The organism is Mesorhizobium sp. USDA 3734, assembly GCF_056279665.1.
This window is the reverse complement of sequence record NZ_JBWCCW010000001.1, coordinates 5,889,741-5,913,466: the sequence shown is the minus strand read 5'-3', so window position 1 is coordinate 5,913,466 and position 23,726 is coordinate 5,889,741. Positions and strand designations below refer to the sequence as shown.

The following is a 23,726-nucleotide window of genomic DNA, read 5'->3' as shown; positions in this document are numbered from 1 at the left end:
CCTCTTTAGGCAAATCACTCGCTGACGATGCCGACCGGCGCCGTCTCTATCTTGAAGGCGGCCGAGATCAGTGCCCGAGTATAGTCGGTTTGCGGATTTTCAAAAATCTGTTGGGAAGGGCCGGCTTCGACGATCCTGCCATTGCGCATGACGATGACGTCGTTGGCCAGCGCGCGGATGACTTTCAGGTCATGGCTGATGAAGAGATAGGCGAGGTCGTGTTTGGCCTGCAGGCTGCGCAACAGGTCAACGACCTGCGCCTGCACGCTCATGTCGAGCGCCGATGTCGGCTCGTCCAGCATGACGAAGCGCGGGTTGAGCACCATGGCGCGTGCAATGGCGACGCGCTGGCGCTGGCCACCGGAAAACTCATGCGGGTAGCGGTTGCGTGTCGCCGGATCGAGCCCGACCTCCTTCAGCACGGCGGCAACCTTGTCGTCGCGCTGGTCGGGCGACAGCTTCGGCTCGTGGATCTTCAGGCCTTCCTCGATGATTTCGGCGATCGACATGCGCGGGCTGAGCGAGCCGAACGGATCCTGGAAGACGATCTGCAATTCGCGCCTGAGCGGTCGCATGGCGTTGAAGGACAGCTGGTTGATGTCGCGGCCGTTGAACTGGATGGTCCCGGTCGAGGAGATCATGCGCGCCAGCGCCAGGCCAAGCGTCGTCTTGCCGGAGCCGGATTCGCCGACCACACCGAGCGTCTGGCCGGCGCGCACGGTGACATCGATGCCGTCGACCGCCTTCACATTGTCGACGGTGCGGCGGAAGAAGCCCTGCTTGATCGGAAACCAGACCTTTATGTCCTTGCCGGTCATGACAGGCTTGGCGGCGGCATTGGCCGCCGGCGGCTTGCCCTTCGGTTCGGCCGCCAGCAGATGCCGCGTATAGGCATGCTGCGGATTGGCGAAGATCTCCTTGGTCGGTCCGGTCTCGACGATCTTGCCCTTGGTCATCACGCAGACCCGGTCGGCGATCTTGCGCACGATGCCGAGATCGTGGGTGATGAACAGCATCGACATGCCCTTGCGGCTCTTCAGGCCGGCCAGCAGTTCGAGGATCTGCGCCTGCACGGTGACGTCTAGCGCCGTCGTCGGTTCGTCGGCGATCAAAAGTTCGGGTTCGTTGGCCAACGCCATGGCGATCATCACGCGCTGGCGCTGGCCGCCGGACAGTTGGTGCGGATACGCATCGAGGCGCTTGTGCGGATCGCGGATGCCGACCTCGTTGAGCAAAGCCAGCGTGCGCGCCTTGGCCGGGCGGTCGGCCATGCCTTGATGCAGCTTCAGGATCTCGACGATCTGATGCTCGATCGTGTGCAGCGGATTGAGCGAGGTCATCGGCTCCTGGAAGATCATGGTGATCTTGTTGCCACGCACCTGCCGCAACTGCTTCTCGCTCATCGCAAGCAGGTCGGCGCCCTGGAACAGGATCTTTCCCGACGGGTGGCTGGCGCTGGGGTAGGGCAGCAGCTTCAGCACCGACAGCGCCGAGACCGATTTGCCGGAGCCGGATTCGCCGACCAGCGCCACCGTCTCGCCCTTGGCGATATCGAACGAGATGTGGTCGACAGCCGTCGACTGGCCGTCGCCCTGGCCGAAGGCGACGCTGAGGTCCTGTACGCTGAGCAGGGGTGCTTCGCTCATCTGAACGTCTTGCGCGGATCGAAGGCGTCGCGCGTGGCCTCGCCGACGAAGACCAGCAGCGACAGCATCAGCGAGATGACGATGAAGCCGGAAATGCCGAGCCACGGCGCGTTGAGGTTGCGCTGCGCCTGCTTCAGCAGTTCGCCGAGCGAAGCGGAGCCGGGCGGCAGGCCGAAGCCGAGATAATCGAGCGAGGTCAGCGTCGAGATCGAGCCTGACAGCAGGAAGGGCAGGAAGGTCAATGTCGCCACCATGGCGTTGGGCAACAAATGCCGGAACATGATGGTGCGGTTGGGCACGCCGAGCGCGCGGGCCGCGTTGACATATTCGAAATTGCGGGCGCGCAGGAACTCGGCCCGCACCACGCCGACCAGCGCCACCCAGGAGAACAACAGCATCAGGCCGAGCAGGATGAAGAAGCCCGGCGGCAGGATGGCCGCGACGATGAGCAGGAGATAGAGCACCGGGATCGCCGACCAGATTTCGATGAAACGCTGGAACAGCAGATCGGTCCAGCCGCCGAAATAGCCTTGCACGGCGCCGGCCGCGACGCCGATCAAGGCCGATCCAGCAGTCAGGATCAGGCCGAACAGCACCGAAATGCGGAAACCGTAGATGACGCGCGCCAGCACGTCGCGCGCCTGGTCGTCGGTGCCGAGCCAGTTCCAGTTGCCGACGATGCAGGCCGGGTCGGCAGCACCCTGCGGATACTGGTTGCAGCGCGTCTTGGCGTCATACTGCCAGGACGGCCTAGCTGGTGCGGCCTCCGGGATGGCGTTGTTGACGGTCTGATAGGAGTAGCGCACCGGCGGCCAGATCATCCAGCCATTGGCGTTGATCTCGTCCTGGATGACCGGGTCGCGATAGTCGGTGACGGCATAGAAGCCGCCGAATTTTTCCTCGGGGTAAGCGACCAGCACCGGAAACAGGATCTCGCCCTTGTAGGAAGCGATGATCGGCTTGTCATTGGCGATGAATTCGGCAAACAGCGACAGCACGAACAGGACGAGGAAAATCCACAACGACCAGAAGCCGCGCCGGTTGGCTTTGAAATTCTGCAGGCGACGCTTGTTGAGCGGCGACAGAAACGGCCGCGCGATCCGCTCCGACGTCGCTTCCGCAGGGACTGTAGCCTCCGACATCAGACGTCTCTCCGCTCGAAATCGATGCGCGGATCGACCCAGGTGTAGAGCAGGTCGGACAACAGCCCGACGAACAGCCCGAGAAGCGAGAAGATATAGAGATTGGCGAATACCACCGGATAGTCGCGCTCGACCACCGACCGGAAGCCGAGCAGGCCGAGGCCATCGAGCGAAAAGATGTTCTCGATCAGCAGCGAACCGGTGAAGAAGGCCGAGATGAAGGCGCCTGGAAAGCCGGCGATGACGATCAGCATGGCATTGCGGAAGACGTGGCCATAGAGCACCTGTCGTTCCGACAGGCCCTTGGCCCGTGCCGTCACCACATACTGCTTGCGGATTTCTTCGAGGAACGAGTTCTTGGTCAACAGCGTCGTGGTGGCGAAGGCCGACAGCACCAGCGCCGTCAGCGGCAAGGTCATGTGCCAGAAATAGTCGACGATCTTGCCCCACCAAGACAATTGATCCCAATTGTCTGATGTCAAGCCGCGCAGCGGAAACCAGTCCCAGAAGGATCCGCCAGCAAACAGCACCATCAGCATGATGCCGAACAGGAAGCCCGGGATGGCATAGCCGACAATGACGACGCCACTGGTCCAGACGTCGAACGGAGTGCCGTCCTTGACCGCCTTGCGGATGCCGAGCGGAATCGAGATCAGGTAGGACAGCAGTGTGATCCATAGTCCGATCGAGATCGACACCGGCATTTTTTCCAGGATCAGGTCGAGCACCGAGATGTCGCGGAAATAGCTGTCGCCGAAATCGAAGCGGGCATAATTCCATAGCATCATGCCGAAGCGCTCGAGCGGCGGCTTGTCGAAGCCGAACTGCTTCTCCAGCTTCTTGATGAATTCCGGGTCGAGCCCCTGCGCGCCGCGATATTTCGAACTGACGTCACCGGCGACATCGAAGTTGCCGCCGGCACCCGCGTCTCCGCCGCCGCCGCCGAGGCGGTCGCTGCCGCCCTGGTTGGTCAATCGGGCGATGACCTGTTCGACCGGGCCGCCGGGGGCGAACTGGATGACGGCGAAGGATATCGCCATGATGCCGAACAGTGTCGGGATCATCAACAGGATGCGGCGCAGGATATAGGCGCCCATCAGGCCTTTTGCCCTGCTCGAGCGAACATCTCAGCCTTTGCCAATTTTTGCCGCCTTGCCCTTATCGAACCACCACAGCGTCTCGACCGGAAAGCCGAAATCGGGCTTCTGCTCGACAAAGCCGAACATGTCCCAATAGGCGACGCGGTGATTCGCCAGATAGTATGTTGGAATCCAGTCCAGCCGCGCGCGCAAGACCCGGTCGAGCGCTCTGAGCGCCGTGACGAGTTCAATTCGGCTTTTCGCCTTGCCGGCTGCCACGATCAGCGCGTCGATGGCCTTGCTTTCGGTACCGGGATAGTTGCGCTGCCCCGGCGTTTTCGCCATCCGGGAATCATAGAGCATCTCCAGGCCGTCGTTGGTCGGCGTTGCCCCGATCGACCAATGCAGCAGGGCAAGATCGAAGTCGTAATCGCTCTGCCGCTGTTCATACTGTGCCGAATCGATTTGCCGGATCGAGGCGTCGATCCCGATCGCCTTCATATTCTCGGACCATGGGGTGTAGATGCGAACGATGCCGTCATCCTCCGCCAGCATTTCGATCCGCAGCCGCTCACCCTTGTCGTTGACGACGAAACTGCCCGCGCGCTTCCAGCCGGCTTGCGCAAGCAATCTCGAAGCCTCGCCCAGCAGCTTGCGATCATGGCCCGAACCGTCGGAGAACGGCTGCGTCACCGCTTCGCCGAAGACCTCTGGCGGCAATTCGGCCCGGAACGGCTCCAGCAGGGCCAATTCCTCAGGCGAGGGCAAGCCTTCGGCCTTGTAATCCGACCGTTCGAAGTTCGATTGAGACCGCTCGTAGGAGCCGTAAAACAGCGCCCGCTTCATCCATTCGAAATCGAAGCATCTGGCGATCGCCCGCCGCACCCGCTCATCGCGGAATTGCGGACGGCGCTGATTCAGCGCGACAGCCTGCATGTCTGGCGTCTTCTCGCCGGGAAATTCCCGTTTTACGACCTTGCCGTCCTTCAGCGCCGGAAAGTCGTATCCGGTAGCCCATACCCGTGAGGTGAATTCCTCGCGAAAATGCGTGTCGCCTTTCTTGAAGGCCTCGAATGCCGCCTGCCGGTCAAGATAGAAATCGATGCGGATGCGGTCGAAATTGTAGAGGCCGCGGTTCACCGGGAGATCGCGGCCCCAATAGTCGGCGACGCGGTCAAATTCGACAGTCTGTCCGGCCGCCACGCGCCCAATCTTGTAGGGTCCCGAGCCAAGCGGCGGTGTCATGGTCGAGGCATCGAAATCATTGGCCGTATAAAAGGCCTTGGAGACGATCGGCATCCCCACGATCGCAAGGATGTTTTGCGCCGACTGTTTGCCGTCGAGGGTGAGATCGACGGTGGCGGGATCGACCGCAACCGCGTCGCTCATGTACCGCAATGCCTGGGAAAGGTTCGGATGGCCCTGGTCCTTGTAAAGCTTCAGCGCGAAGACGACGTCTTGCGCGGTCAGCGGCGAGCCGTCGTGGAAACGCGCTTGAGGACGCAGCACGAAGCGGAAACCGTTGCGGTCCGACGACAGGGTAACGGACTCGGCAAGCAGGCCATAGACCGCATCCGGCTCATCGAGCGCGCTTGTCATCAGCGAATCGAAACAGAGTTCGGTGCGCGGCGGCGCCTCCCCCTTCAACACCAGTGAGTTCAAGGTGTTGAAGGTCAGAAAGCTCTGATTGAGGGTCGAATTCGGCGGCGCGAAGTTCATTTGGCCGCCCTTGGGGGCATCCGGATTGACGTAGTCGAAATGCGTGAAGTCGGGCTTGTATTTGAGGTCGCCGAAGGCCGACAGGCCATGCAGCTTGGTGCCGGTCGCAATTTCGGCGAACGCCTTGCCGGGCAACAGGGCTGCAGCCGCGGCCGCACCGCTCATTGCAAGGAAATCGCGGCGGGCAACTGCCGCCATCAATTGCCGCCCCATCAATTGCCGCCCTTGTACTTGGCCGCCAGCACAGCTTCCTTTTTGGGATCGATCCACCAGGAATCGATGTCCGGACCTAAATAAGTCGGTTGTTTTTCCGGGATGCCGAACTTGTTCCAGTAGGCCAGCCAGGTTACGGATCGGGTGAATTGCGGGACGCAATAGAAATTCCACAACAGAACCCGGTCGAGCGCATGGGTAGCTGCGAGCAGGTCGCCGCGATCCGTCGCGAAGATAACGCGTTCAACCAGTGCGTCGACCACTGGGTCCTTGATCCCCGCATAATTTCTGGAGCCCGGTGTATCGGCTGCCTTCGAGCTCCAGTACTCGCGTTGTTCATTGCCCGGCGAGTCCGACTGCGATAGCCGGGAAGTTATGACGTCGTAGTCGAAATTATTGACGCGAGCGATGTACTGGCTGGTATCGACGATTCTGAACGAAGCCGAGATGCCGATCTTTCCCAGCATGTTTACAAATGGATTGACCGTCGCTTCGGCGCCCTGATCGGAGCCCAGAATCTCGATGGTAAACGGCTCCCCGCTTTTCACATTGGTCATCCGGTCGTTCTGGATTTTCCAACCGGCGGCCGCAAACAGATCAATCGCTTTGCGCAGGTACGGCCGCTCGGCCTTCGGGCTATCGAAGACCGGGAGCTTGAATTCCTGGGTGAACAGTTCTGCCGGCAGTTTATCCTTGTATTGATTGAGGATATCCAATTCTTTGCCCTGCGGCAGTCCGCTTGAAGCAAGTTCACTGCCCATGAAATAGCTGTTGGAGCGGGTGTTGAGGCCGAAGGATTGGGTGCGGTTCAAGGTTTCAAAATCGAAGGCGTAACCTAGCGCCTCGCGCACGCGCCGATCCTGGAACTTTGCTCGTCGCATGTTCAGCATGAAGCCTTGCATCGAGGCGAGTGATGTCGCCTTGAACTCCTGCTTGATCACGTCGCCGGCTTTGAGAGCCGGAAAATTGTAGCGCGTCATCCACAACCGCGCACTGTTTTCAGACTGGATGTCCTCATATCCGCCTTTGGTGAAGGCTTGCCACGCGGCGTTGTCATCGAGAATGTAGGTGTAGCGTCGGGTGTCGTAGTTGTTGCGCCCGACATTGATGCCCAGGTCGGCGGCCCAGAAGTCCGGAACCCGCTGCCAGATGACTTCCGAACCGGGTTTGAAGCTCTCGATCTTGTAGGGTCCAGAGCCGAGCGGGATTTCAAGGCTTGGCTGGGTAACGTCGCGCTTCTTGCCGTTGGCATCGGTGCCTTCCCACCAATGCTTCGGCAGCACCACGACGTCCGCCATTATCAGCGGCAACTCGCGATTGCCTTTCTGGTCGAAACGGAACTCGACCTCCCGATCTGAAACGGCAACCGCTTCGGTGACATTGGCGAAATAGCGGTTGAACTGCGGGCTTTCCTTCTTCAGGAAATTGAATGACCAGATCACGTCATCGACGGTTATTGGTTGGCCATCATGCCATCTGGCACGCGGGTCGAGCCGATAGGTCGCGGATGAAAAATCAGCTGGGTATTTGTAGGCCTCTGCGATCTCGGGATGGTTGACGCTGCCCTCGTCAAGAGATTTCGCCATCAGCGACTGGTAGAGCAGCCCACCTTGATAGTTCAATCCTGCGGCAGGGGTGCCACGTGCTATGAAAGGATTGAAGCTGTCGAACGTGCCGGGCACTACTGAATTCAGCGTGCCGCCCTTGGGCGCGTTCGGATTGACGTAGTCGTAGTGCTGAAAATTGTCGCCGTATTTGGATTCGCCGATCAGTGATGAGGTGGTGCGCCATTCGTCGGCGCGGGCAGCCTGCAATCCCGCTGCCAGAAGGGCTGCCACCAGCATCGACTTGAGAAGCGTTCGGCCAACCGTCATGCACTATCCTCTTCGCAATGCCCGTTCATGGGCAATCTAGATGATTTGGCGCTCGTGAAAACCGCCATGCGCGGCTTTGTCGCCGCATATGCGGTTTTCCTAACAAAAAAGCCGGGCTGAACCCGGCTTTTTCAAGATCGTCGAGGTGACAATTTGTTTATTTGGCCGGTGCTGCCGGAGCCGGAGCAGCTGGCGCAGCCGGAGCAGCAGGCTTGGCTGGCGCGGCACTCTCAGCCGGCTTGGCGGGCGCGGTTGCGTCGGCGGCAGCACCCGGCGCCGGCAGCGGCTTGGGATTGTCGGACAGCGTGCGCAGATAGGCGATGACGTTGGCGCGGTCCTCGTCCTTGGGCAGGCCGGCGAAGCCCATGGCGGTGCCCTTCACGAATTTCTTCGGCGAGGTGATGAAGTGGTTGATGTTGTCGTAGGTCCACTTCTCGGTGCCGCCCTTGGAAAATTCCTTCATGCCGGCCGAATAGGCAAAGCCTTCATGCTCGGCCACCGGGCGGTCGATGAGGTCCCACAGATCCGGGCCGACCTTGTTGGGGCCGCCCTTTTCGCCCGAATGGCAGGCCTGGCATTTCTTGAAGACGGCAGCACCTTGCTCGACATTGGCAGTCGCCAGCAGGTCGGCGATCGGCTTGGCTTCGGCGGCAGGCGCGGCCGGACCGCCTTCGGCTGGCTCCGTGGCCTCGATGGCGAAACCGGGCTTTTCCGGCGCCGGCGATGCAAACAGCGCATCGGACACGATGCCGACCGAGAAGACGACGAAAACGGTTCCGAGCAATCCGGCGAGCAGTTTGTTGACTTCGTTGGAATCCATACGCCCCTTGCTCCCTTTTCCGGCGGACCGAACCGTCCACTCCGTCCGTCGGTATCGTGACCCACCCTGCCAAGGCGGTCAAATCGGGCGGAAACTAGGTCTTTTGCTGCGGCGTTGCAACACCTATAAGGGCGCTTCCAGTGAGACCTTTTGCCACTTTCCCTGCCCACTTTTTGAGACGCTTTGCACCAGAGATGTCCACGCTGATCCTGATCCCGGCCCGCATGGCCTCGACCCGCCTGCCGGGCAAGCCGCTGGCCGACATCGCCGGCGCCCCGATGATCGTCCATGTCGCCCGCCGCGCCGCCGAGGCCGGCCTTGGCCGGGTGGTGGTGGCGACCGACACGCAAAGCGTGGCCGAAGCGGTGCGCGCGCACGGTTTCGAGGCCGTGATGACGCGCATGGACCACGAATCCGGCTCCGACCGCATCCACGAAGCGCTGGTCGCGCTCGATCCTGAGCGCAAGGTCGAAACCATCGTCAATGTGCAGGGCGACCTGCCGACCATCGATCCCGGGATCATCGTCGCATCGCTCAGGCCGTTCGAGGATAGCGCGGTGGACATCGCCACGCTCGGCGTCGAGATCGTCCGCGACGAGGAAAAAACCAATCCCAACGTCGTCAAGATCGTCGGTTCGCCACTCTCCGGCACCAGGCTGAGGGCGCTCTATTTCACCCGTGCGACGGCACCTTGGGGCGAGGGGCCGCTTTATCACCATGTCGGTCTCTATGCCTATCGCCGCGCCGCGCTCGAGCGTTTCGTCGCGCTGAAGCCGTCGCCGCTGGAACGGCGTGAGCGGCTGGAGCAGTTGCGGGCGCTGGAGGCCGGCATGCGCATCGACGCCGAGATCGTGCGCTCGCTGCCGCTTGGCGTGGACACGCCGGAAGACCTCGAACGCGCCAGAACCATCCTTTCGAACTGAAAATTCCCTTTAAACAGCGTCCCTTGAATAGAGAATCGGCATGCCTGAAAAGACCAACAGAATATCCTTCCAGGGCGAGCCGGGCGCCAATTCCGACACCGCCTCGCGCAACGTCTATCCATCGATGGAGCCGTTGCCGTGCCCGACCTTCGAGGATGCGTTCAACGCGGTCGAGACCGGCAAGGCCGATCTCGCCATGATCCCGATCGAGAACACCATTGCCGGGCGCGTCGCCGATATTCATCACCTCCTGCCGGAATCGAAGCTGCACATCATCGGCGAGTATTTCCTGCCTATCCATTTCCAGCTGATGGTGCTGCCGGGCGTCAAACGCGACGAGATCAAGACGGTGCACAGCCACATCCACGCGCTTGGCCAGTGCCGCAAATACATCCGCAAGAACGGCTGGAAGGCGATCGTCGCCGGCGATACGGCTGGTGCCGCCAAGATGGTCTCCGAGGTCAAGGACCGCACCATGGCGGCGCTGTCGCCGGCGCTGGCCGCGACGCTCTACGGGCTCGACATCATCGAGCAAAATGTCGAGGACACCGACAGCAACGTCACCCGCTTTGTCGTCCTGACCAGGAACAAGCAATGGGCCGAGCGCCCGTCACCCGACGTCAAGATGATGACGACCTTCATCTTCCGCGTCCGCAACGTGCCGGCCGCGCTCTACAAGGCGATGGGCGGGTTTGCCACCAACGGCATCAACATGACCAAGCTGGAGAGCTATCAACTGGGCGCTTTCACGGCGACACTGTTCTACGCCGACATCGAGGGCCATCCCGACGACCCGCTGGTCAAGCTGGCACTGGACGAGCTTCGTTTCTTCTCGCGCGAAGTGCGGATCCTCGGCGTCTATCCGGCCAGCGCGTCGCGTGAGCAGTGGAAAGTGGCGGATTAAATCAGCCCCAGCCCAACGGCACGTAGTCGATCTCCATAAACGCCGTGACTTCCGGCACCCAGCGGTCTCGCACGAAGGCGACATGGTCTGGATGGTCGTTGTACCTGTTATAGGCAGCCTGGTCGGCGAACTCCATCGAGAAGCCGAAATGATAGTCGTTCTTGGGGCTGATCTGCCGCAATTGCTCGAAATGCGTGACGCCCCTGATCGCTGTGAGGATTTTCTTGGCGTCGACGAGGAACCTCTTTTCCTCCAGCGAATGCGGCGGATGCTTCAGCGTGAAAACGACGGTGTGACGGATCATGTCCTGCTCCTGCAATGTCTTTCAGTGTTCGCTGCCATCATTCCGAATCGACCCAGGCGCGGATGAGGTGATGCGCAATGGCGCCTTTCGGTGGCGTGATCAGATTGCCGGGATGCTCCCTGGTCAGCATCAAACGCACCTCGTCGCGGGCAAACCAGCGGCAGTCCTCCAACTCGTTGAGGTCGGCCTGGATATCGTCGTTGAGCGGCTCGCCGAAGCAGCCGATCATCAGCGAATAGGGAAACGGCCAGGGCTGGCTGGCGTGGTAGACGACGCGGCCGAGCCGGATGCCGGCCTCCTCCAGCGTCTCGCGTCGCACCGCCGCTTCGATCGTCTCGCCCGGCTCGATGAACCCGGCAAGGGCCGAGTACATGCCCGGCGCGAAATGCCGGCCGCGCCCGAGCAGGCACTTCTCCCGTGTCGCTGTCAGCATGATCGCCACCGGGTCTGTGCGTGGAAAATGTTCGGTACCGCAATTCGGGCAATGCCGCTTGTAGCCGCCGGCCCGCATCTGCGATTCGGTACCGCATTTGCTGCAGAAACGATGGCTGGCATGCCAGGCAAGCAGGGCCGCCCCTTGCGCCATCGCGCCGGCAGCCGCCTCATCGATCAGCCCTTGCATATAGACCGAACGATAGTCGATGGCCTTGATGGTTTCCGGCAATTGCTCGGCCTCGACGCCGGCCGGCACCGCCAGCACCGGTCCCTGTTCGGAAAAGCCGAGCAGGACGCCTTGCGCCAGGGAAACCTTGAAGGGCTCGCTCTCCGCGGCGCCGAACCAGGGGTCGAGACCATTGCCATCCTCGAGTTTCAGATAGAGCCGGCCGCCATTCATCAGAAGCAGCCTTGTCGCCGGGTCGGCGAGCGCCTTGTCGACGGAATCGTCGGCGCGGTTCTCGGATTGCCGGTCGATGGTGTTGCCGGCAAAGCCGACGAACTGGCTCGGCTCGCGCAAAGGCGCGTCAAACAGGCGGAAGCTCATGGAGACTCTGGCGTACGTTGCGGGATGGACACGGGGAACGCTTATAGCGCCGCCTTGATCGTTTCGGCAAACCGCCGCAGGTCGGAACGTTGATAGGGCTCACGCAGGCCGTGCCCCCACACCGGGCCTGGCCAGCCGGGATCGCCTTCCGAACGCGCGATGACATGAATGTGCAGCTGGCGCACGATGTTGCCGAGCGCCCCGGTGTTGATCTTGGTGCAGCCGGTCGCCTTCTTCAGCGCCTGTGCCACCATATTGGTCTCGAAGGTCAGCATAGCCTGGTCGAGCGGCGTCATGTCGTGGATTTCCTCCGCACCCGGCCGCTGCGGTACCAGGAGCAGCCATGGCCAGCGCCGGTCGTTCATCACGCGCAGTTCGCACAGCCCAAGCCACATCAACTGCTCGCTGTCCGCCTCCAGCCGGGCGTCCAGTGTGAATCCGGCCTTCAGGCCCGGCAGCATCGGCGTTTCCCTTGCTTTTCTTGGTTTCCTCAAACGCAAGAACGCTAGAGCGGCGGCAAGAGGGCTGCAAGCGAATCATTGCGCCCTCACGGTTTGGTGCGCCAATTCCATATTTTTACGATTTCTCCGGCGCACTTGCATTTCGTCGCACAATTGCCGATATGGAAAGCGGGAGGTTGGTGGTGGACGATCCACTCGCCAACCGGGTCAGGTCCGGAAGGAAGCAGCCCTAACGAGCCCGGAACGGGTCATTGTTCCAGCCTCCCACCTCATTGGCCCCTCTCGCGACATTGACGACGCATTGCAGCGCGGGCGAGACTATGCGCAGGAATCGGCCGCCTTCGGGCGCGGCCATTTGGAGCTTTACGGGCGAATGAGCGAAGCCGGAAATTCGGGACCAAAAAGCCTGGAGATAGGCAAGGCCGCCGCCTATCGCGTGCTGGCGCGCAAATACCGTCCTTCGAACTTCTCCGAACTGGTCGGCCAGGAGCCGACGGTGCGCACTCTCACCAATGCCTTTGCCACCGGCCGCATCGCCCAAGCCTGGATGCTGACCGGCGTGCGCGGCGTCGGCAAGACCACGACGGCGCGCATACTCGCGCGCGCCCTGAACTATAAAACCGCTGATATCGACCAGCCGTCGGTCGACCTTGCCGTGCTCGGCGAGCATTGCCAGGCGATCATGGAAGGCCGCCATGTCGACGTCATCGAGATGGATGCCGCCTCGCACACCGGCATCGACGACATCAGGGACATCATCGAGCGCGTGCGCTACGCGCCGGTCTCGGCCCGCTACAAGGTCTATATCATCGACGAAGTGCACATGCTGTCGACGCAGGCCTTCAACGGCCTGCTGAAGACGCTGGAAGAGCCGCCGCCGCACGTCAAATTCATCTTCGCCACCACCGAAATCCGCAAGGTGCCGATCACCGTCCTGTCGCGCTGCCAGCGCTTTGACCTGAGGCGCATCGACGCCGGCGCGCTGGTCGCGCATCTGTCCTCGATATCGGCCAAGGAAGGCATTTCGGTCGACGACGATGCGCTGGCGATGATCGCCCGCGCCGCCGAAGGCTCGGCCCGTGATTCGCTCTCCATCCTCGATCAGGCGATTGCCCATGGCGCCGGCTCCGTCAGCGCAGATGCGGTTCGGGCGATGCTGGGGCTCGCCGACCGCGCCCGCATCGTCGACCTGTTCGAGCATGTGATGAAGGGCGATGTTGCGGCAGCCCTTGGCGAATTCCGCGCGCAGTACGATACCGGCGCCGATCCGGCCGCCGTGCTGACCGATCTTGCCGAGTTCAACCATCTCGTCACCAGGCTGCGTTTCGTGCCGACGGCCATCGAGGATGCCTCGCTATCCGAGGACGAGCGGCAGCGCGGCGCGGATTTCGCCAGGACGCTGTCGGTCCGGGTGCTGTCGCGGACATGGCAGATGCTGCTTAAGGGCATTCCCGAGGTGCAGTCCTCCAACCGGCCGGTGAGTGCCGCCGAAATGGTGCTGATCCGGCTGGCGCACGCCGCCGACCTGCCGACGCTGGATGAGGCGTTGAGATCGCTTGAGGGCGCAGCACCGGTGCAAAATGGCGCGCCGCGCCCGAATGGCGCGCCCGCAGGTTCCGGCAATGGCGGTGGCGCCAGCGCGGTGGCGCAGACGCGCATGCCTGCCGGGTCGGGCGGCGCACAGACCATGCGGCTTGTGGAGACCACGCCCGCCCCCGTTGCCTTCGTTGCTCCTCCGGAACCGGTCGTGGAGACGCAATCGGCCCCGCTGAAATCGCTGGCCGACATCATTGCCCTGGCCGATGCGCAGCGCGACATCGCCTTCAAGGTGCAGATCAAGAGCTATATCCGCCTTGTGCGCATCGAGCCCGGCCGTATCGATGTCGGCCTGACCAGCGACGCGCCCAAGATGCTGCTCAACGACCTGACGACGAAGTTGCGCGCCTGGACCGGCCGCAGTTGGCTGGTCTCGCTGTCGAAGGAAGAGGGGGGCCAGACGCTCGCCGAGATGGAATCGGCCAAGCGCGAGAACGCCTTCCTCGATGCCAAGAGCGACCCGACGGTGGCCGCCATTCTGGCGCGCTTTCCCGGCGCCAAGATTATCGACGTGCGCATTCCAGACGCGCCGGAAGCCGAAACGGCAGAGGCCGAAGTGCCGGTCGAGCCGCCGGCTGACGACGACGAAACCTGATCCAGCCACGAATCCGCAAAGGACCCGACCATGAAAGATCTTCTCGGCCTGATGGGCAAGGCGAAGGAAATGCAGGCCAAGTTCCAGGCCATGCAGGACGAGATCGCCACGCTGGAAGCGTCCGGCCAGGCGGGCGGCGGCCTGGTCAACGTGACGCTGACCGGAAAATTCGAGATGAAGTCGCTGAAGATCGATCCCTCCTTGTTCAAGGAGGACGATGTCGAGATCCTGGAAGACCTCGTGCTGGCCGCTCACAATGACGCCAAGACCAAGGTCGAGCAGATCATGCAGGAAAAGACCAAGGCGCTGACCGCAGGTCTGCCGATCCCGCCGGGAATGAAATTGCCCTTCTAGCGTTCGGCGCGCCCCATGACCGAAGAGCTCTCCGAAAGATTGATCGAGCAGCGTATCCGCAACAGGCTCTACGAGATCCTGGAAATCCTGGCTGACTGCGACGGCGGCGTCGATCTCGTCGGCATCAAGGGCTACTTCAATCTGTTCGAGGATTTCGTCCATCGCCCGTCGATCGAAGCCGGCACGTCGGCGCTTTCGAAGGACGAGCGCGCCATCGTGCTGGAGATCGCCGAATTCCTGGAAGCGGCCAGCGAGACAAATCCGGACTTCACAAGGGCCGAGTTCATCGAAAGCGACTGGCCGGCAAAGATCGCGCCGACGGCCAGGGATGCGCGGACGCTGTTTCTCCGGCGCGGCCTGTTTTCGGAGAAGGTCGAGGAGCTCGAACCTGGCCAGCCGGCAGCGGTTGCGGCCGGGCGATAGACCGGTTTCAGAAAATCGTGACGCGGTTTCCCTGGAAAAGGAACTGGCGCTTTCGCTCGGCAATTGCGGCGAAACAAAGGGAGGGCGGTCATCGCTTTTATGAAATGATGGCTCGATCTATCTGGAAAGCCACGAAATTGTACCAATTTGGCAACAGTGGGTTGTTAATAACGTTTTGGCCATCATTTTGCCCGAAAGTGTCTCATTCTTGCCGCAGCCTGGGGGCGGGCACGAAGTGAGAGGGTTACCTGTTGATTTCCACGCGATGGAAGACGCCGCTGTTGCTCGGCGCCGTCATTTCACCCCTGTTTTTGGCTGCCTGCAGCCAGACCACTTCACACGGCATGTCCGTCGCCAGCCTGACCGACGCCATCACGCCGAGTTTCCTGAGCTCCCGGTCCTACAGCCATACGCCGAAAGACAAGGAATGCCTGGAAAGGGCGATGTTCTTTGAATCCAACCGCTCGAGCCGCGATGGCATGATCGCGGTCGGCACGGTGGTGATGAACCGGCTGCGCTCCGGCAACCACGGCAGCACCATCTGCCAAGTGGTGGGCGAACCCGGGCAGTTCGCGCCTGGCGTCATGACAAGGCCGATGAATTCGCGCGCGATGCCCGATGTCGAGGAAGCCGCCGATGCCGTGCTCAAGGGCGAGCGCAAGGCCAAGCTGAAGAACACGATGTTTTTCCACACCGCCGGGCTGCGCTTCCCCTACAAGAACATGCACTACACCATGGTAGCCGGCGGCAATGCCTTCTATGAGAAGCGCGGCCGCAACTGGCAGCCGCTGCCGGATGAGCCGCAGGTCGCCATTGCCTCGGCGGCGCCCGACAAGTCAGCCGCACCGGTGACGCTGGTCGCATCCGCCGAGCCGGTACGTCCGGCCAGGACGGCAACCGTTCGATCCGCTCCTGCCCAGCAGACCTATGTGACCGCAGCCGCTGCACCGACCGCGAAATCCGCGCGCGTCTCGGCGGAGCCGACGGTGGTGGCGATGCAGGAGCCGATGGAGGAACCGGATGCCGCCCGTTTTGGCGGAGCCTTGAACACAAGGACAAGGGTCATCTCCTCGGTCGAGGACGCGCCGCAAGAGGCGTCGATGGGATTCCAGTCGACGCCTGAGAACACCGATGCCGTCGGCGCGATGATTGTCAGCCAGGGCCGGCCGCTCGAAGCCAACTGATCTGCGTTCCATGGTCTGCCCAATGGTCCACCAAGCCAATATGGCGGGTCATGCGGATGCGGGATGTTCCAAAGCGCTCTGAAAAATCCTAGATCAGAGCGATGTCGAAGCGAATCGCCGGTCCCGAGATCGAACGCCTGATCCAGCTCCTGGCCAAGGTGCCGGGGTTGGGTCCCCGTTCGGCCAGGCGTGCGGCACTCCATCTGATCAAGAAGAAGGAACAGCTGCTGTCGCCGCTCGCCGCCGCCATGGCCGAGGCGGCCGACAAGGTGCGCATCTGCTCGACCTGCGGCAATGTCGATACATCAGACCCTTGCATGATCTGCACCGATCCGCGCCGTGATGCCGGCACCATCATCGTTGTCGAGGACGTCTCAGACCTGTGGGCGCTGGAGCGGGCGGCGGCGATGAATGTGCGCTACCACGTGCTTGGCGGCACGCTGTCGCCGCTCGACGGCGTCGGCCCCGACCAACTCAACATCCGCTCGCTGGTCGATCGCGTCGCCGGCGGTGAGGTCAAGGAGATCATCCTCGCCGTCAACGCGACGGTGGAGGGTCAGACGACCGCGCATTACCTCACCGACCAGTTGTCCGGCTTCGATATCAAGGTGACGCGCCTTGCGCATGGCGTGCCGGTCGGCGGCGAACTCGACTATCTCGACGAGGGCACGCTGGCCGCGGCGCTACGCTCGCGGACGGCGTTTTGACGCAATTGGCGGGCAGGAGAAGCAAATGAATCCTGCTTTTGTGAAATCGGCCTGTGTCTTTGTCTGCCTCGTCTTTGCGGTGATGGTTTCGGCCACTCCCGCCCCCGCTGCAACGATCGACGACCAATTCCGCGCCTGGCTGCAGAGCGACCTCTGGCCGCAGGCCAAGGCGAAAGGCATTTCCAAAAAAACCTTCGATGCCGCCTTCGACGGCATCAAGCCCAACCTGAAGCTGCCCGACCTGGTCAAGCCGGGCGAGAAGGCGACCACGCCGCGGAAGCAGCACCAGGCCGAATTCGGCTCGCCCGGCGCCTATTTCGCCGAGAAGACGGTTCGCGCGGTGACGGCAGGCGGTCGCGCGCGTGAAGCCACCAATGCCAGGACACTTGCAGCCATCGAAAAGCGCTATGGCGTGCCGGGCGAAGTGCTGCTTGCGATCTGGGGCCGCGAGACCGGCTTCGGTGCGGCCAAGATGCCTTACGACGCTTTCGAGGTGCTGGGCACCAAGGCGTTCATGTCGACCAAGAAGGATTTCTTCCGCACCGAACTGCTTGCTGCACTCGAAATCGTCGAGCGCGGGCTGGCCCCTGTCGGCGCGATGAAATCGTCCTGGGCCGGCGCGCTCGGCCAGCCGCAATTCATGCCGACATCGTTCCTGAAACATGCCGTCGATTTCGACGGCGACGGCCGTGTCGACATCTGGAACTCGACGCCTGACGTGCTGGCCTCGATCGCCAACTATCTCGTCCATTATGGCTGGGTGAAGGGCCGCGGCTGGGGTTTCGAGGTGACCGTGCCGGAAAGTGTTTCCTGTTCGCTGGAAGGCCCGGACCAGGGCAAGAAGATCTCCGAATGGGCGGCAATGGGCATCAAGCGCGTTGGCGGCAAACCGTTTCCGGCGAGTGAACTGAAGGCCGAGGGATTTCTGCTGATGCCGGCCGGGCGCAGCGGCCCGGCCTTTATCGCCACCCCGAATTTCTACGTGCTGAAGGAATACAACACCAGCGACCTCTATGCGCTGTTCATTGGCCATGGCGCCGATCGCATCGCCCATGGCGATCAGAATTTTGCCGGCAGCTGGGGCGCGGTCGGCGGGCTCCACCGTTCGGACATCGCCGCCCTGCAGCGCGCGCTGGAAGCCAAGGGCTATGATGTCGGCAGCGCCGATGGCCTGCCCGGCTTCAAGACCCGCCGTTCGATCGGCACATGGCAAGCCAAGAACGGCCGCGCCGCCACCTGCTTCCCCGATGCCGGCCTGGTCGCAGCGCTGAAGTAGCCGCGAAATTAGCAGATTTTTCCCGATTGGCGGCATCGATTAGCCGGCGCATGCGTCGACAGGCTATTGGCCGTTCTGGTCGAATATGCCGTCGTGCAAATGCTCGTTGCCGGCTTGCGGGTCGCCGGATATGGTGTTGACCAATTGGACAAAAACCACGACGGTAAGTGGGCAGAGGGCCGTTGTCGGCCTCGAAAAGAATACTGCAATCCTGAGCCGGGAACTCAGGGATCAACAAAAAAGGGAACAATCACAATGATGATGGAAAAGTTTGCTCTACGCTCCCGCTTCTTGCTCGCGGGTGCGGCCATGTCCGCGCTGCTTCTGGCCGGCGCACCAGCCGGCGCGGTGACGCCCGCCGACACGCTGGTCGAAGGTTTCGCGATCGACGACATCATCTCCATGGATCCAGGCGAGGCGTTCGAGCTGTCGACCGCCGAGGTCACCGGCAACACCTATGATCTGCTGGTCCGTCTCGACCTCAGCGACACCTCCAAGGTCAAGGGCGACCTCGCCGAGAGTTGGACTGTCTCCGACGACGGCCTGACCTACACCTTCAAGCTCAAGCCCGGCCTGAAATTCGCCTCCGGCAATCCGATCACCGCGGCCGATGTCGCCTGGTCGTTCGAGCGCGTCATCAAGCTGGACAAGAGCCCGGCCTTCATCATCGGCCAGTTCGGCATCAGCGGCGACAACGTCACCGAAAAGGCCAAGGCGGTCGACGACGGCACCTTCCAGTTCACCGTAGACAAGGCCTATGCGCCGAGCTTCGTGCTGAACTGCCTGTCGGCAACGGTCGCTTCGGTGGTCGACGCCAAGGTGGTCAAGGAACATATCGCCGCGGTCACACCAAGCGCCGACTACAAATGGGACAATGATTTCGGCAATGCCTGGCTGAAGACCGGCTATGCCGGCTCCGGCGTCTACAAGCTGCGCGAATGGCGCGCCAACGAGGCCGTCGTTCTCGAGCGCAACGACAACTACTACGGCGAAAAGGCCAAGCTTGCCCGCGTCATCTATCGCAACATGAAGGAAAGCTCCGGCCAGCGCCTGGCGCTAGAAGCCGGCGACATCGACGTTGCCCGCAATCTCGAGCCGAACGATCTCGACGCCATCGCCAAGAACGCCGACCTCACCACCACCAGCGCGCCCAAGGGCACGGTCTACTACATCAGCCTCAACCAGAAGAACGCGAACCTCGCCAAGCCGGAGGTGCGCCAGGCGTTCAAATATCTGGTCGACTATGATGCCTTGAGCTCGACCATCCTCAAGGGTATCGGCGAAATTCACCAGACCTTCCTGCCCAAGGGCGTGCTCGGGGAACTCGACGAGAATCCCTTCAAGCTCGACGTCGCCAAGGCCAAGGAACTGCTGGCCAAGGCGGGTCTGCCCGACGGCTTCAGTGTAACCATGGACGTACGCACCGGCCAGCCGACGACCGGCATGGCCGAATCGATCCAGCAGACGCTTGGCCAGGCCGGTATCAAGCTCGAGATCATCCCCGGCGACGGCAAGCAGACGCTGACCAAGTATCGCGCCCGCAATCACGATATCTATATCGGCCAGTGGGGTCAGGATTATTTCGATCCGAACTCCAACGCCCAGACCTTTGCCTCGAACCCGGACAATTCGGATGCAGCCAAGACCAAGACGCTGGCCTGGCGCAACGCCTGGGACATTCCGGACTTGACCAAACAGACGGAAGCGGCGCTGCTCGAGAAGGATGCGGGCAAGCGCGCCGATATGTACAAGGACCTCGAGAAGAAGATACTCGACACCAGCCCCTTCGTCGTCATTCACCAGCAACTGGAAGTCGCCGGCCTGCGCAAGAACCTCAAGGGTTTTGCGCTCGGCCCGAGCTTCGACAGCAATTTCGTCGGGCCGGTGTCCAAGGAATAGTGTTCGCGGACACGCCGCATGAGCGCGGTTGAAAAAGAAGTGGCGGCGGGGCGCGGCAGCGCGCGCGCCGTCGCCATTGCCTCATCGCTTGGCCGTTTCCTGGTCATCGCGATCACGACCTATCTTGGTCTGCTCGCGGTCACCTTCTTCATCGGCCGCGTCATCCCGATCGATCCGGTGCTGGCGGTGCTCGGCGACCGGGCGCCGGCCAATGTCGTCGAGCGTACGCGCCGCGAGATGGGCCTCGACCTGCCGCTGATCGAGCAGTTCTACATCTATGTGAAAAATGCGCTGAACGGCAATTTCGGCACCTCGGTACTGACCACCAACCCGGTCATGACCGACATTCGCCGCGCGCTTCCGGCCACCACGGAACTGGCGACGCTGGGAACGCTGATCGGTGCGCTGTTCGGCGTGCCGCTTGGCGTGCTGGCGGCGGTCAAGCGCGGCAGCCTCATCGACCAGATCGTGCGCGTCATCGGCCTGATCGGCTATTCCGTGCCGATCTTCTGGCTCGGCCTACTGGCGCTGGTGCTGTTCTACGCCAAGCTGCAATGGGTCGCTTTCCCGGCCCGGCTCGACGTCGTCTACGAATACACCTTCACGCCGATCACCGGGTTCTATCTGCTGGATTCGCTATGGCAGGGGCAGTGGGATGTTTTCTATGATGCCTTCCGCCACATCATCTTGCCGGCCTCGCTGCTCGGCTACTTCTCGCTTGCCTATATCAGCCGCATGACGCGCTCGTTCATGCTCAACGAGTTGACGCAGGAATACATCGTCGCGGCGCGCGCCAAGGGCCTGTCGGAAACCCGCATCATCTGGGGCCACGCGCTGCGCAACGCGGCGGTGCCGATGGTGACGGTGATAGCGCTCTCCTATGCCGGGCTGCTCGAAGGCTCGGTGCTCACCGAAACCGTCTTCTCGTGGCCGGGCATCGGCCTCTACATCACCAACTCGCTGCAGAACGCCGACATGAATGCCGTGCTCGGCGGCACCATCGTCATCGGCTCGGTTTTCATCGCCATCAATCTTCTCTCCGACCTGCTCTACCGCGTGCTCGATCCGAGGACGAAGTCCGCATGAGCGTCGAGACCATCCAGAGCCGTCGCGATTGGCTGCTCAGCGAGCGGCCGGCCTCGCGCATGCAGGCAAGGCTCGGCCGCGCCTATGTAGCGTGGCGGCGCTTCTCCGCCAACCGTCTGGCGTTTCTCGGCCTGCTCATCATCATCGCCCTGCTGGTCGTTGCCGCCCTTGCCGGGGTGCTGGCGCCCTATTCGCCGACATTCGGCGACTTGAAGAACGCACGTCTGCTGGCGCCGAGCGCCGAGCACTGGTTCGGCACCGACGACCTCGGCCGCGATATCCTTTCGCGCATCCTCTACGGCTCGCGCTGGACGCTTTATGTGGTGATCCTAGTGGCCATCATCGCCGCACCCATCGGCCTTCTGGTCGGCACCGTCGCCGGCTATGCCGGCGGCTGGACCGATGCCATGCTGATGCGCATCACCGACATCTTCCTCGCCTTCCCCAAGCTGATCCTGGCGCTGGCCTTTGTCGCCGCACTCGGGCCCGGCATCGAGAATGCGGTGCTCGCCATCGCCATCACCTCATGGCCGCCTTACGCCCGCATCGCGCGGGCAGAGACGCTGACGGTGCGCAACTCCGATTACATCAAGGCCGTGCAATTGATGGGCGCCTCGCCCTTCCGCATCGTGCTGCGCCACATCATGCCGCTGTGCATCTCCTCGCTGATCATCCGGGTGACGCTCGACATGGCCGGCATCATCCTGACCGCCGCCGGGCTCGGTTTCCTCGGCCTCGGTGCGCAGCCGCCGCTGCCCGAATGGGGCACGATGATCGCGTCTGGCCGCCGCTTCGTCCTCGATCAGTGGTGGGTGGCCGGTGCACCGGGGTTCGCCATCCTAATCGTCAGTCTCGGCTTCAATCTGCTCGGCGACGGACTGCGCGACGCGCTCGATCCCCGCAGCGGTGACCAATGAGTGGTGATCCCAACGAGCAGCGGTCAATGAGCACGCTGCTCGATGTCGACGATCTGCGCGTTACTTTCCCGACCCGCACCGGGTTGATCGAGGCAGTGCGCGGCGTCTCCTTCTCGCTCGGCCGCGAGCGGCTCGGCATCGTCGGCGAGTCCGGCTCCGGCAAATCGCAGACCGGCCGTGCCATCATGGGGCTGACGCCGCCGCAGGCCCGGATATCGGCCAACAAGCTCGCCTTCGACGGTATCGACCTGCTCAGCGTCTCGCCGCGCGAACGCCGGAAGCTGCGCGGCAAACGCATCGCCATGATCCTGCAGGATCCGAAATACTCGCTCGACCCTGTAATGAGCATCGGCCGCCAGATCGTCGAGACGCTGCGCACGCATGAGAAAGTCAGCAAGGCCGAGGCGCGCGACCGCGCACTGGCGATGCTGGAGGCGGTGCAGATCCGCGATCCCGCCCGCGTCTTCGACCTGCATCCCCATGAAGTGTCCGGCGGCATGGGCCAGCGCGCCATGATCGCCATGATGCTGATCGCCGGGCCGGAAATGATGATTGCCGACGAGCCGACCTCAGCGCTCGATGTCACCGTGCAGCTCGATGTGCTCGGCATTTTAGACAGGCTGGTCAGCGAGCGCGGCATGGGGTTGATCTTCATCTCTCACGATCTGCGCCTGGTCTCGTCCTTCTGCGACCGCGTCATCGTCATGTATGCCGGCAAGGTGGTCGAGCAGCTCAAGGCGTCCGAACTCGGCCGTGCCCAGCATCCCTACACACGCGGCCTGCTCAATTGCATGCCCAAGATCGGCGCCGACCGCCACCCGCTGCCGGTGCTCGACCGCAAGCCGGAGTGGGCGGCATGACTTCTGCGATTGCCGTCGACAGTCTGGAAGTCATCTTCGACCGTTTTCGCGCGCTGAAGGGTGTCAGCCTCGACGTGCAGCCGGGCGAATCCTTTGGCCTAGTCGGCGAATCCGGCTCCGGCAAATCGACGCTGCTCAGGGCCATCGCCGGCCTTGCGCCGGTCGCTTCGGGCAGCATCACCGTCAATGGCAAGACGCTCGGCGCGCGCCGCGACAAGGCCTTCTATCGCGAAGTGCAGATGGTCTTCCAGGATCCGTACGGCTCGCTGCACCCGCGCCAGACCGTCGACCGCCTGCTGCAGGAGCCGCTTGCCATCCACGGCTTTGCCGATGGCGAAAAGCGCATCCAGCGGGCGCTCGACGAAGTCGGGCTGGGAAACGGCTTTCGCTTCCGCTACTCGCACCAATTGTCGGGCGGCCAACGCCAGCGCGTGGCCATCGCGCGTGCCTTGATCCTCGAACCGTCGATCCTGCTGCTCGACGAGCCGACCTCGGCGCTCGACGCCTCGGTGCAGGCGGAGGTGCTCAACCTTCTGGAAGAGATCCGCCGGCGGCGCAAGCTGACCTTCCTGATGGTCAGTCACGACCTCGCCATCATCACCCATATGTGCGAACGGCTGATGGTGATGCAAAGCGGTGAGGCGGTGGAGAATCTGACGGCGGCCGATCTCGTTGAGCGCCGCGTGACCAAGGACTATACGCGCAATCTGTTGCGGGCCAGCGACGGGTTTGTGAGAACCGCTTGAATTCGTTTCTTCTTTT

The 23,726-nt window shown here is 62.4% G+C and carries 22 protein-coding genes and 1 other RNA gene; 14 read left to right on the top strand and 9 right to left on the bottom strand.

The features are described from left to right. Positions 1-14 precede the first annotated feature (14 nt). From ACZ89F_RS28310 to ACZ89F_RS28285, 6 genes are all read right to left on the bottom strand, one after another. Positions 15-1,646, bottom strand: coding sequence for an ABC transporter ATP-binding protein (locus tag ACZ89F_RS28310; protein WP_476095280.1), 1,632 nt, complete (start codon positions 1,644-1,646; stop codon positions 15-17). Then, on the bottom strand, positions 1,643-2,788 hold the full coding sequence (locus ACZ89F_RS28305; RefSeq protein WP_476095279.1) for an ABC transporter permease: 1,146 nt from the start codon (positions 2,786-2,788) through the stop codon (positions 1,643-1,645). Before ACZ89F_RS28305 ends, ACZ89F_RS28310 begins: the two co-directional genes overlap by 4 nt. Then, positions 2,788-3,885, bottom strand: a complete 1,098-nt coding sequence (locus ACZ89F_RS28300) for a microcin C ABC transporter permease YejB (protein ID WP_476095278.1) — start codon at positions 3,883-3,885, stop codon at positions 2,788-2,790. The genes ACZ89F_RS28305 and ACZ89F_RS28300 overlap by 1 nt, the downstream gene beginning before the upstream one ends. Before the next feature lie 30 nt (positions 3,886-3,915). Beyond that, the gene (locus ACZ89F_RS28295) at positions 3,916-5,784 is read right to left on the bottom strand and encodes an extracellular solute-binding protein (protein WP_476095277.1); all 1,869 of its coding nucleotides are present in this window, start codon (positions 5,782-5,784) and stop codon (positions 3,916-3,918) included. Positions 5,785-5,798: 14 nt separating this feature from the next. Beyond that, a complete protein-coding gene (locus ACZ89F_RS28290; protein ID WP_476095276.1) occupies positions 5,799-7,673 on the bottom strand; it encodes an extracellular solute-binding protein in 1,875 nt (624 codons plus the stop codon). A gap of 157 nt (positions 7,674-7,830) precedes the next feature. Further along, entirely contained in the window at positions 7,831-8,493 is a 663-nt protein-coding gene (locus ACZ89F_RS28285) for a c-type cytochrome (protein ID WP_476095275.1), read from the bottom strand. A gap of 194 nt (positions 8,494-8,687) precedes the next feature. Here ACZ89F_RS28285 and ACZ89F_RS28280 point away from each other — a divergent pair, with 194 nt between their 5' ends. Beyond that, positions 8,688-9,416 (top strand): 3-deoxy-manno-octulosonate cytidylyltransferase, encoded by a 729-nt coding sequence (locus tag ACZ89F_RS28280; RefSeq protein ID WP_476095274.1) that lies wholly within the window; start codon positions 8,688-8,690, stop codon positions 9,414-9,416. 40 nt (positions 9,417-9,456) lie between these two features. Further along, positions 9,457-10,320 (top strand): prephenate dehydratase, encoded by an 864-nt coding sequence (locus ACZ89F_RS28275; protein WP_023811441.1) that lies wholly within the window; start codon positions 9,457-9,459, stop codon positions 10,318-10,320. Between the two features lies 1 nt (position 10,321). Here ACZ89F_RS28275 and ACZ89F_RS28270 read toward each other — a convergent pair whose 3' ends face one another. The 3 genes from ACZ89F_RS28270 to ACZ89F_RS28260 are packed head-to-tail and all read right to left on the bottom strand — an operon-like array spanning position 10,322 to position 12,067. Next, complete coding sequence (locus ACZ89F_RS28270; protein ID WP_023811440.1) at positions 10,322-10,624, bottom strand: Dabb family protein; 303 nt, start codon at positions 10,622-10,624, stop codon at positions 10,322-10,324. Between the two features lie 37 nt (positions 10,625-10,661). Beyond that, positions 10,662-11,606 (bottom strand): NAD(+) diphosphatase, encoded by a 945-nt coding sequence (gene nudC, locus ACZ89F_RS28265; RefSeq protein ID WP_476095273.1) that lies wholly within the window; start codon positions 11,604-11,606, stop codon positions 10,662-10,664. A 41-nt stretch (positions 11,607-11,647) separates the two neighbouring features. Continuing rightward, on the bottom strand, positions 11,648-12,067 hold the full coding sequence (locus tag ACZ89F_RS28260; RefSeq protein WP_013527933.1) for an HIT domain-containing protein: 420 nt from the start codon (positions 12,065-12,067) through the stop codon (positions 11,648-11,650). 171 nt (positions 12,068-12,238) lie between these two features. Here ACZ89F_RS28260 and ffs point away from each other — a divergent pair. The 12 genes from ffs to ACZ89F_RS28200 all read left to right on the top strand — a co-directional run bounded on the left by ffs (position 12,239) and on the right by ACZ89F_RS28200 (position 23,710). Then, positions 12,239-12,335: signal recognition particle sRNA small type (gene ffs / locus ACZ89F_RS28255), an RNA gene on the top strand. 105 nt (positions 12,336-12,440) lie between these two features. Beyond that, positions 12,441-14,258 carry a DNA polymerase III subunit gamma/tau gene (locus ACZ89F_RS28250; RefSeq protein WP_476095272.1) on the top strand — a complete coding sequence of 606 codons (1,818 nt, stop codon included), beginning with the start codon at positions 12,441-12,443 and terminating at the stop codon, positions 14,256-14,258. A 30-nt stretch (positions 14,259-14,288) separates the two neighbouring features. Then, positions 14,289-14,612: a YbaB/EbfC family nucleoid-associated protein gene (locus ACZ89F_RS28245; RefSeq protein WP_013527931.1), complete on the top strand. Its 324-nt coding sequence runs from the start codon at positions 14,289-14,291 to the stop codon at positions 14,610-14,612. A gap of 15 nt (positions 14,613-14,627) precedes the next feature. Continuing rightward, the gene (locus ACZ89F_RS28240; RefSeq protein WP_476095271.1) at positions 14,628-15,035 is read left to right on the top strand and encodes a hypothetical protein; all 408 of its coding nucleotides are present in this window, start codon (positions 14,628-14,630) and stop codon (positions 15,033-15,035) included. Between the two features lie 251 nt (positions 15,036-15,286). After that, positions 15,287-16,219, top strand: a complete 933-nt coding sequence (locus ACZ89F_RS28235) for a cell wall hydrolase (protein WP_352556314.1) — start codon at positions 15,287-15,289, stop codon at positions 16,217-16,219. Positions 16,220-16,320: 101 nt separating this feature from the next. Further along, positions 16,321-16,926, top strand: a complete 606-nt coding sequence (recR, locus tag ACZ89F_RS28230; protein ID WP_352556315.1) for a recombination mediator RecR — start codon at positions 16,321-16,323, stop codon at positions 16,924-16,926. 82 nt (positions 16,927-17,008) lie between these two features. After that, positions 17,009-18,202: a lytic murein transglycosylase gene (locus ACZ89F_RS28225; RefSeq protein ID WP_476097415.1), complete on the top strand. Its 1,194-nt coding sequence runs from the start codon at positions 17,009-17,011 to the stop codon at positions 18,200-18,202. 255 nt (positions 18,203-18,457) lie between these two features. Continuing rightward, entirely contained in the window at positions 18,458-20,101 is a 1,644-nt protein-coding gene (locus ACZ89F_RS28220) for an ABC transporter substrate-binding protein (protein ID WP_476095270.1), read from the top strand. Between the two features lie 18 nt (positions 20,102-20,119). Then, complete coding sequence (locus tag ACZ89F_RS28215; protein ID WP_476095269.1) at positions 20,120-21,187, top strand: ABC transporter permease; 1,068 nt, start codon at positions 20,120-20,122, stop codon at positions 21,185-21,187. Beyond that, the gene (gene nikC, locus ACZ89F_RS28210) at positions 21,184-22,104 is read left to right on the top strand and encodes a nickel transporter permease (protein ID WP_476095268.1); all 921 of its coding nucleotides are present in this window, start codon (positions 21,184-21,186) and stop codon (positions 22,102-22,104) included. Before ACZ89F_RS28215 ends, nikC begins: the two co-directional genes overlap by 4 nt. Before the next feature lie 26 nt (positions 22,105-22,130). Further along, the gene (locus tag ACZ89F_RS28205) at positions 22,131-22,964 is read left to right on the top strand and encodes an ABC transporter ATP-binding protein (protein WP_476095267.1); all 834 of its coding nucleotides are present in this window, start codon (positions 22,131-22,133) and stop codon (positions 22,962-22,964) included. After that, positions 22,961-23,710: an ABC transporter ATP-binding protein gene (locus tag ACZ89F_RS28200; RefSeq protein ID WP_476095266.1), complete on the top strand. Its 750-nt coding sequence runs from the start codon at positions 22,961-22,963 to the stop codon at positions 23,708-23,710. Before ACZ89F_RS28205 ends, ACZ89F_RS28200 begins: the two co-directional genes overlap by 4 nt. Positions 23,711-23,726: the final 16 nt, after the last annotated feature.

Coding starts and splice junctions, on each gene's coding strand:
- ACZ89F_RS28305 (WP_476095279.1), bottom strand. CDS start 2,788: ATGTCGGAGGCTACAGTCCCTGCGGAAGCGACGTCGGAGCGGATCGCG.
- recR (WP_352556315.1), top strand. CDS start 16,321: ATGTCGAAGCGAATCGCCGGTCCCGAGATCGAACGCCTGATCCAGCTC.
- ACZ89F_RS28240 (WP_476095271.1), top strand. CDS start 14,628: ATGACCGAAGAGCTCTCCGAAAGATTGATCGAGCAGCGTATCCGCAAC.
- nikC (WP_476095268.1), top strand. CDS start 21,184: ATGAGCGTCGAGACCATCCAGAGCCGTCGCGATTGGCTGCTCAGCGAG.
- ACZ89F_RS28295 (WP_476095277.1), bottom strand. CDS start 5,784: ATGGCGGCAGTTGCCCGCCGCGATTTCCTTGCAATGAGCGGTGCGGCC.
- ACZ89F_RS28290 (WP_476095276.1), bottom strand. CDS start 7,673: ATGACGGTTGGCCGAACGCTTCTCAAGTCGATGCTGGTGGCAGCCCTT.
- ACZ89F_RS28270 (WP_023811440.1), bottom strand. CDS start 10,624: ATGATCCGTCACACCGTCGTTTTCACGCTGAAGCATCCGCCGCATTCG.
- ACZ89F_RS28250 (WP_476095272.1), top strand. CDS start 12,441: ATGAGCGAAGCCGGAAATTCGGGACCAAAAAGCCTGGAGATAGGCAAG.
- ACZ89F_RS28260 (WP_013527933.1), bottom strand. CDS start 12,067: ATGCTGCCGGGCCTGAAGGCCGGATTCACACTGGACGCCCGGCTGGAG.
- ACZ89F_RS28310 (WP_476095280.1), bottom strand. CDS start 1,646: ATGAGCGAAGCACCCCTGCTCAGCGTACAGGACCTCAGCGTCGCCTTC.
- ACZ89F_RS28285 (WP_476095275.1), bottom strand. CDS start 8,493: ATGGATTCCAACGAAGTCAACAAACTGCTCGCCGGATTGCTCGGAACC.
- ACZ89F_RS28220 (WP_476095270.1), top strand. CDS start 18,458: ATGATGATGGAAAAGTTTGCTCTACGCTCCCGCTTCTTGCTCGCGGGT.
- ACZ89F_RS28215 (WP_476095269.1), top strand. CDS start 20,120: ATGAGCGCGGTTGAAAAAGAAGTGGCGGCGGGGCGCGGCAGCGCGCGC.
- ACZ89F_RS28245 (WP_013527931.1), top strand. CDS start 14,289: ATGAAAGATCTTCTCGGCCTGATGGGCAAGGCGAAGGAAATGCAGGCC.
- ACZ89F_RS28200 (WP_476095266.1), top strand. CDS start 22,961: ATGACTTCTGCGATTGCCGTCGACAGTCTGGAAGTCATCTTCGACCGT.
- ACZ89F_RS28205 (WP_476095267.1), top strand. CDS start 22,131: ATGAGCACGCTGCTCGATGTCGACGATCTGCGCGTTACTTTCCCGACC.
- ACZ89F_RS28225 (WP_476097415.1), top strand. CDS start 17,009: ATGGTTTCGGCCACTCCCGCCCCCGCTGCAACGATCGACGACCAATTC.
- ACZ89F_RS28280 (WP_476095274.1), top strand. CDS start 8,688: ATGTCCACGCTGATCCTGATCCCGGCCCGCATGGCCTCGACCCGCCTG.
- nudC (WP_476095273.1), bottom strand. CDS start 11,606: ATGAGCTTCCGCCTGTTTGACGCGCCTTTGCGCGAGCCGAGCCAGTTC.
- ACZ89F_RS28275 (WP_023811441.1), top strand. CDS start 9,457: ATGCCTGAAAAGACCAACAGAATATCCTTCCAGGGCGAGCCGGGCGCC.
- ACZ89F_RS28300 (WP_476095278.1), bottom strand. CDS start 3,885: ATGGGCGCCTATATCCTGCGCCGCATCCTGTTGATGATCCCGACACTG.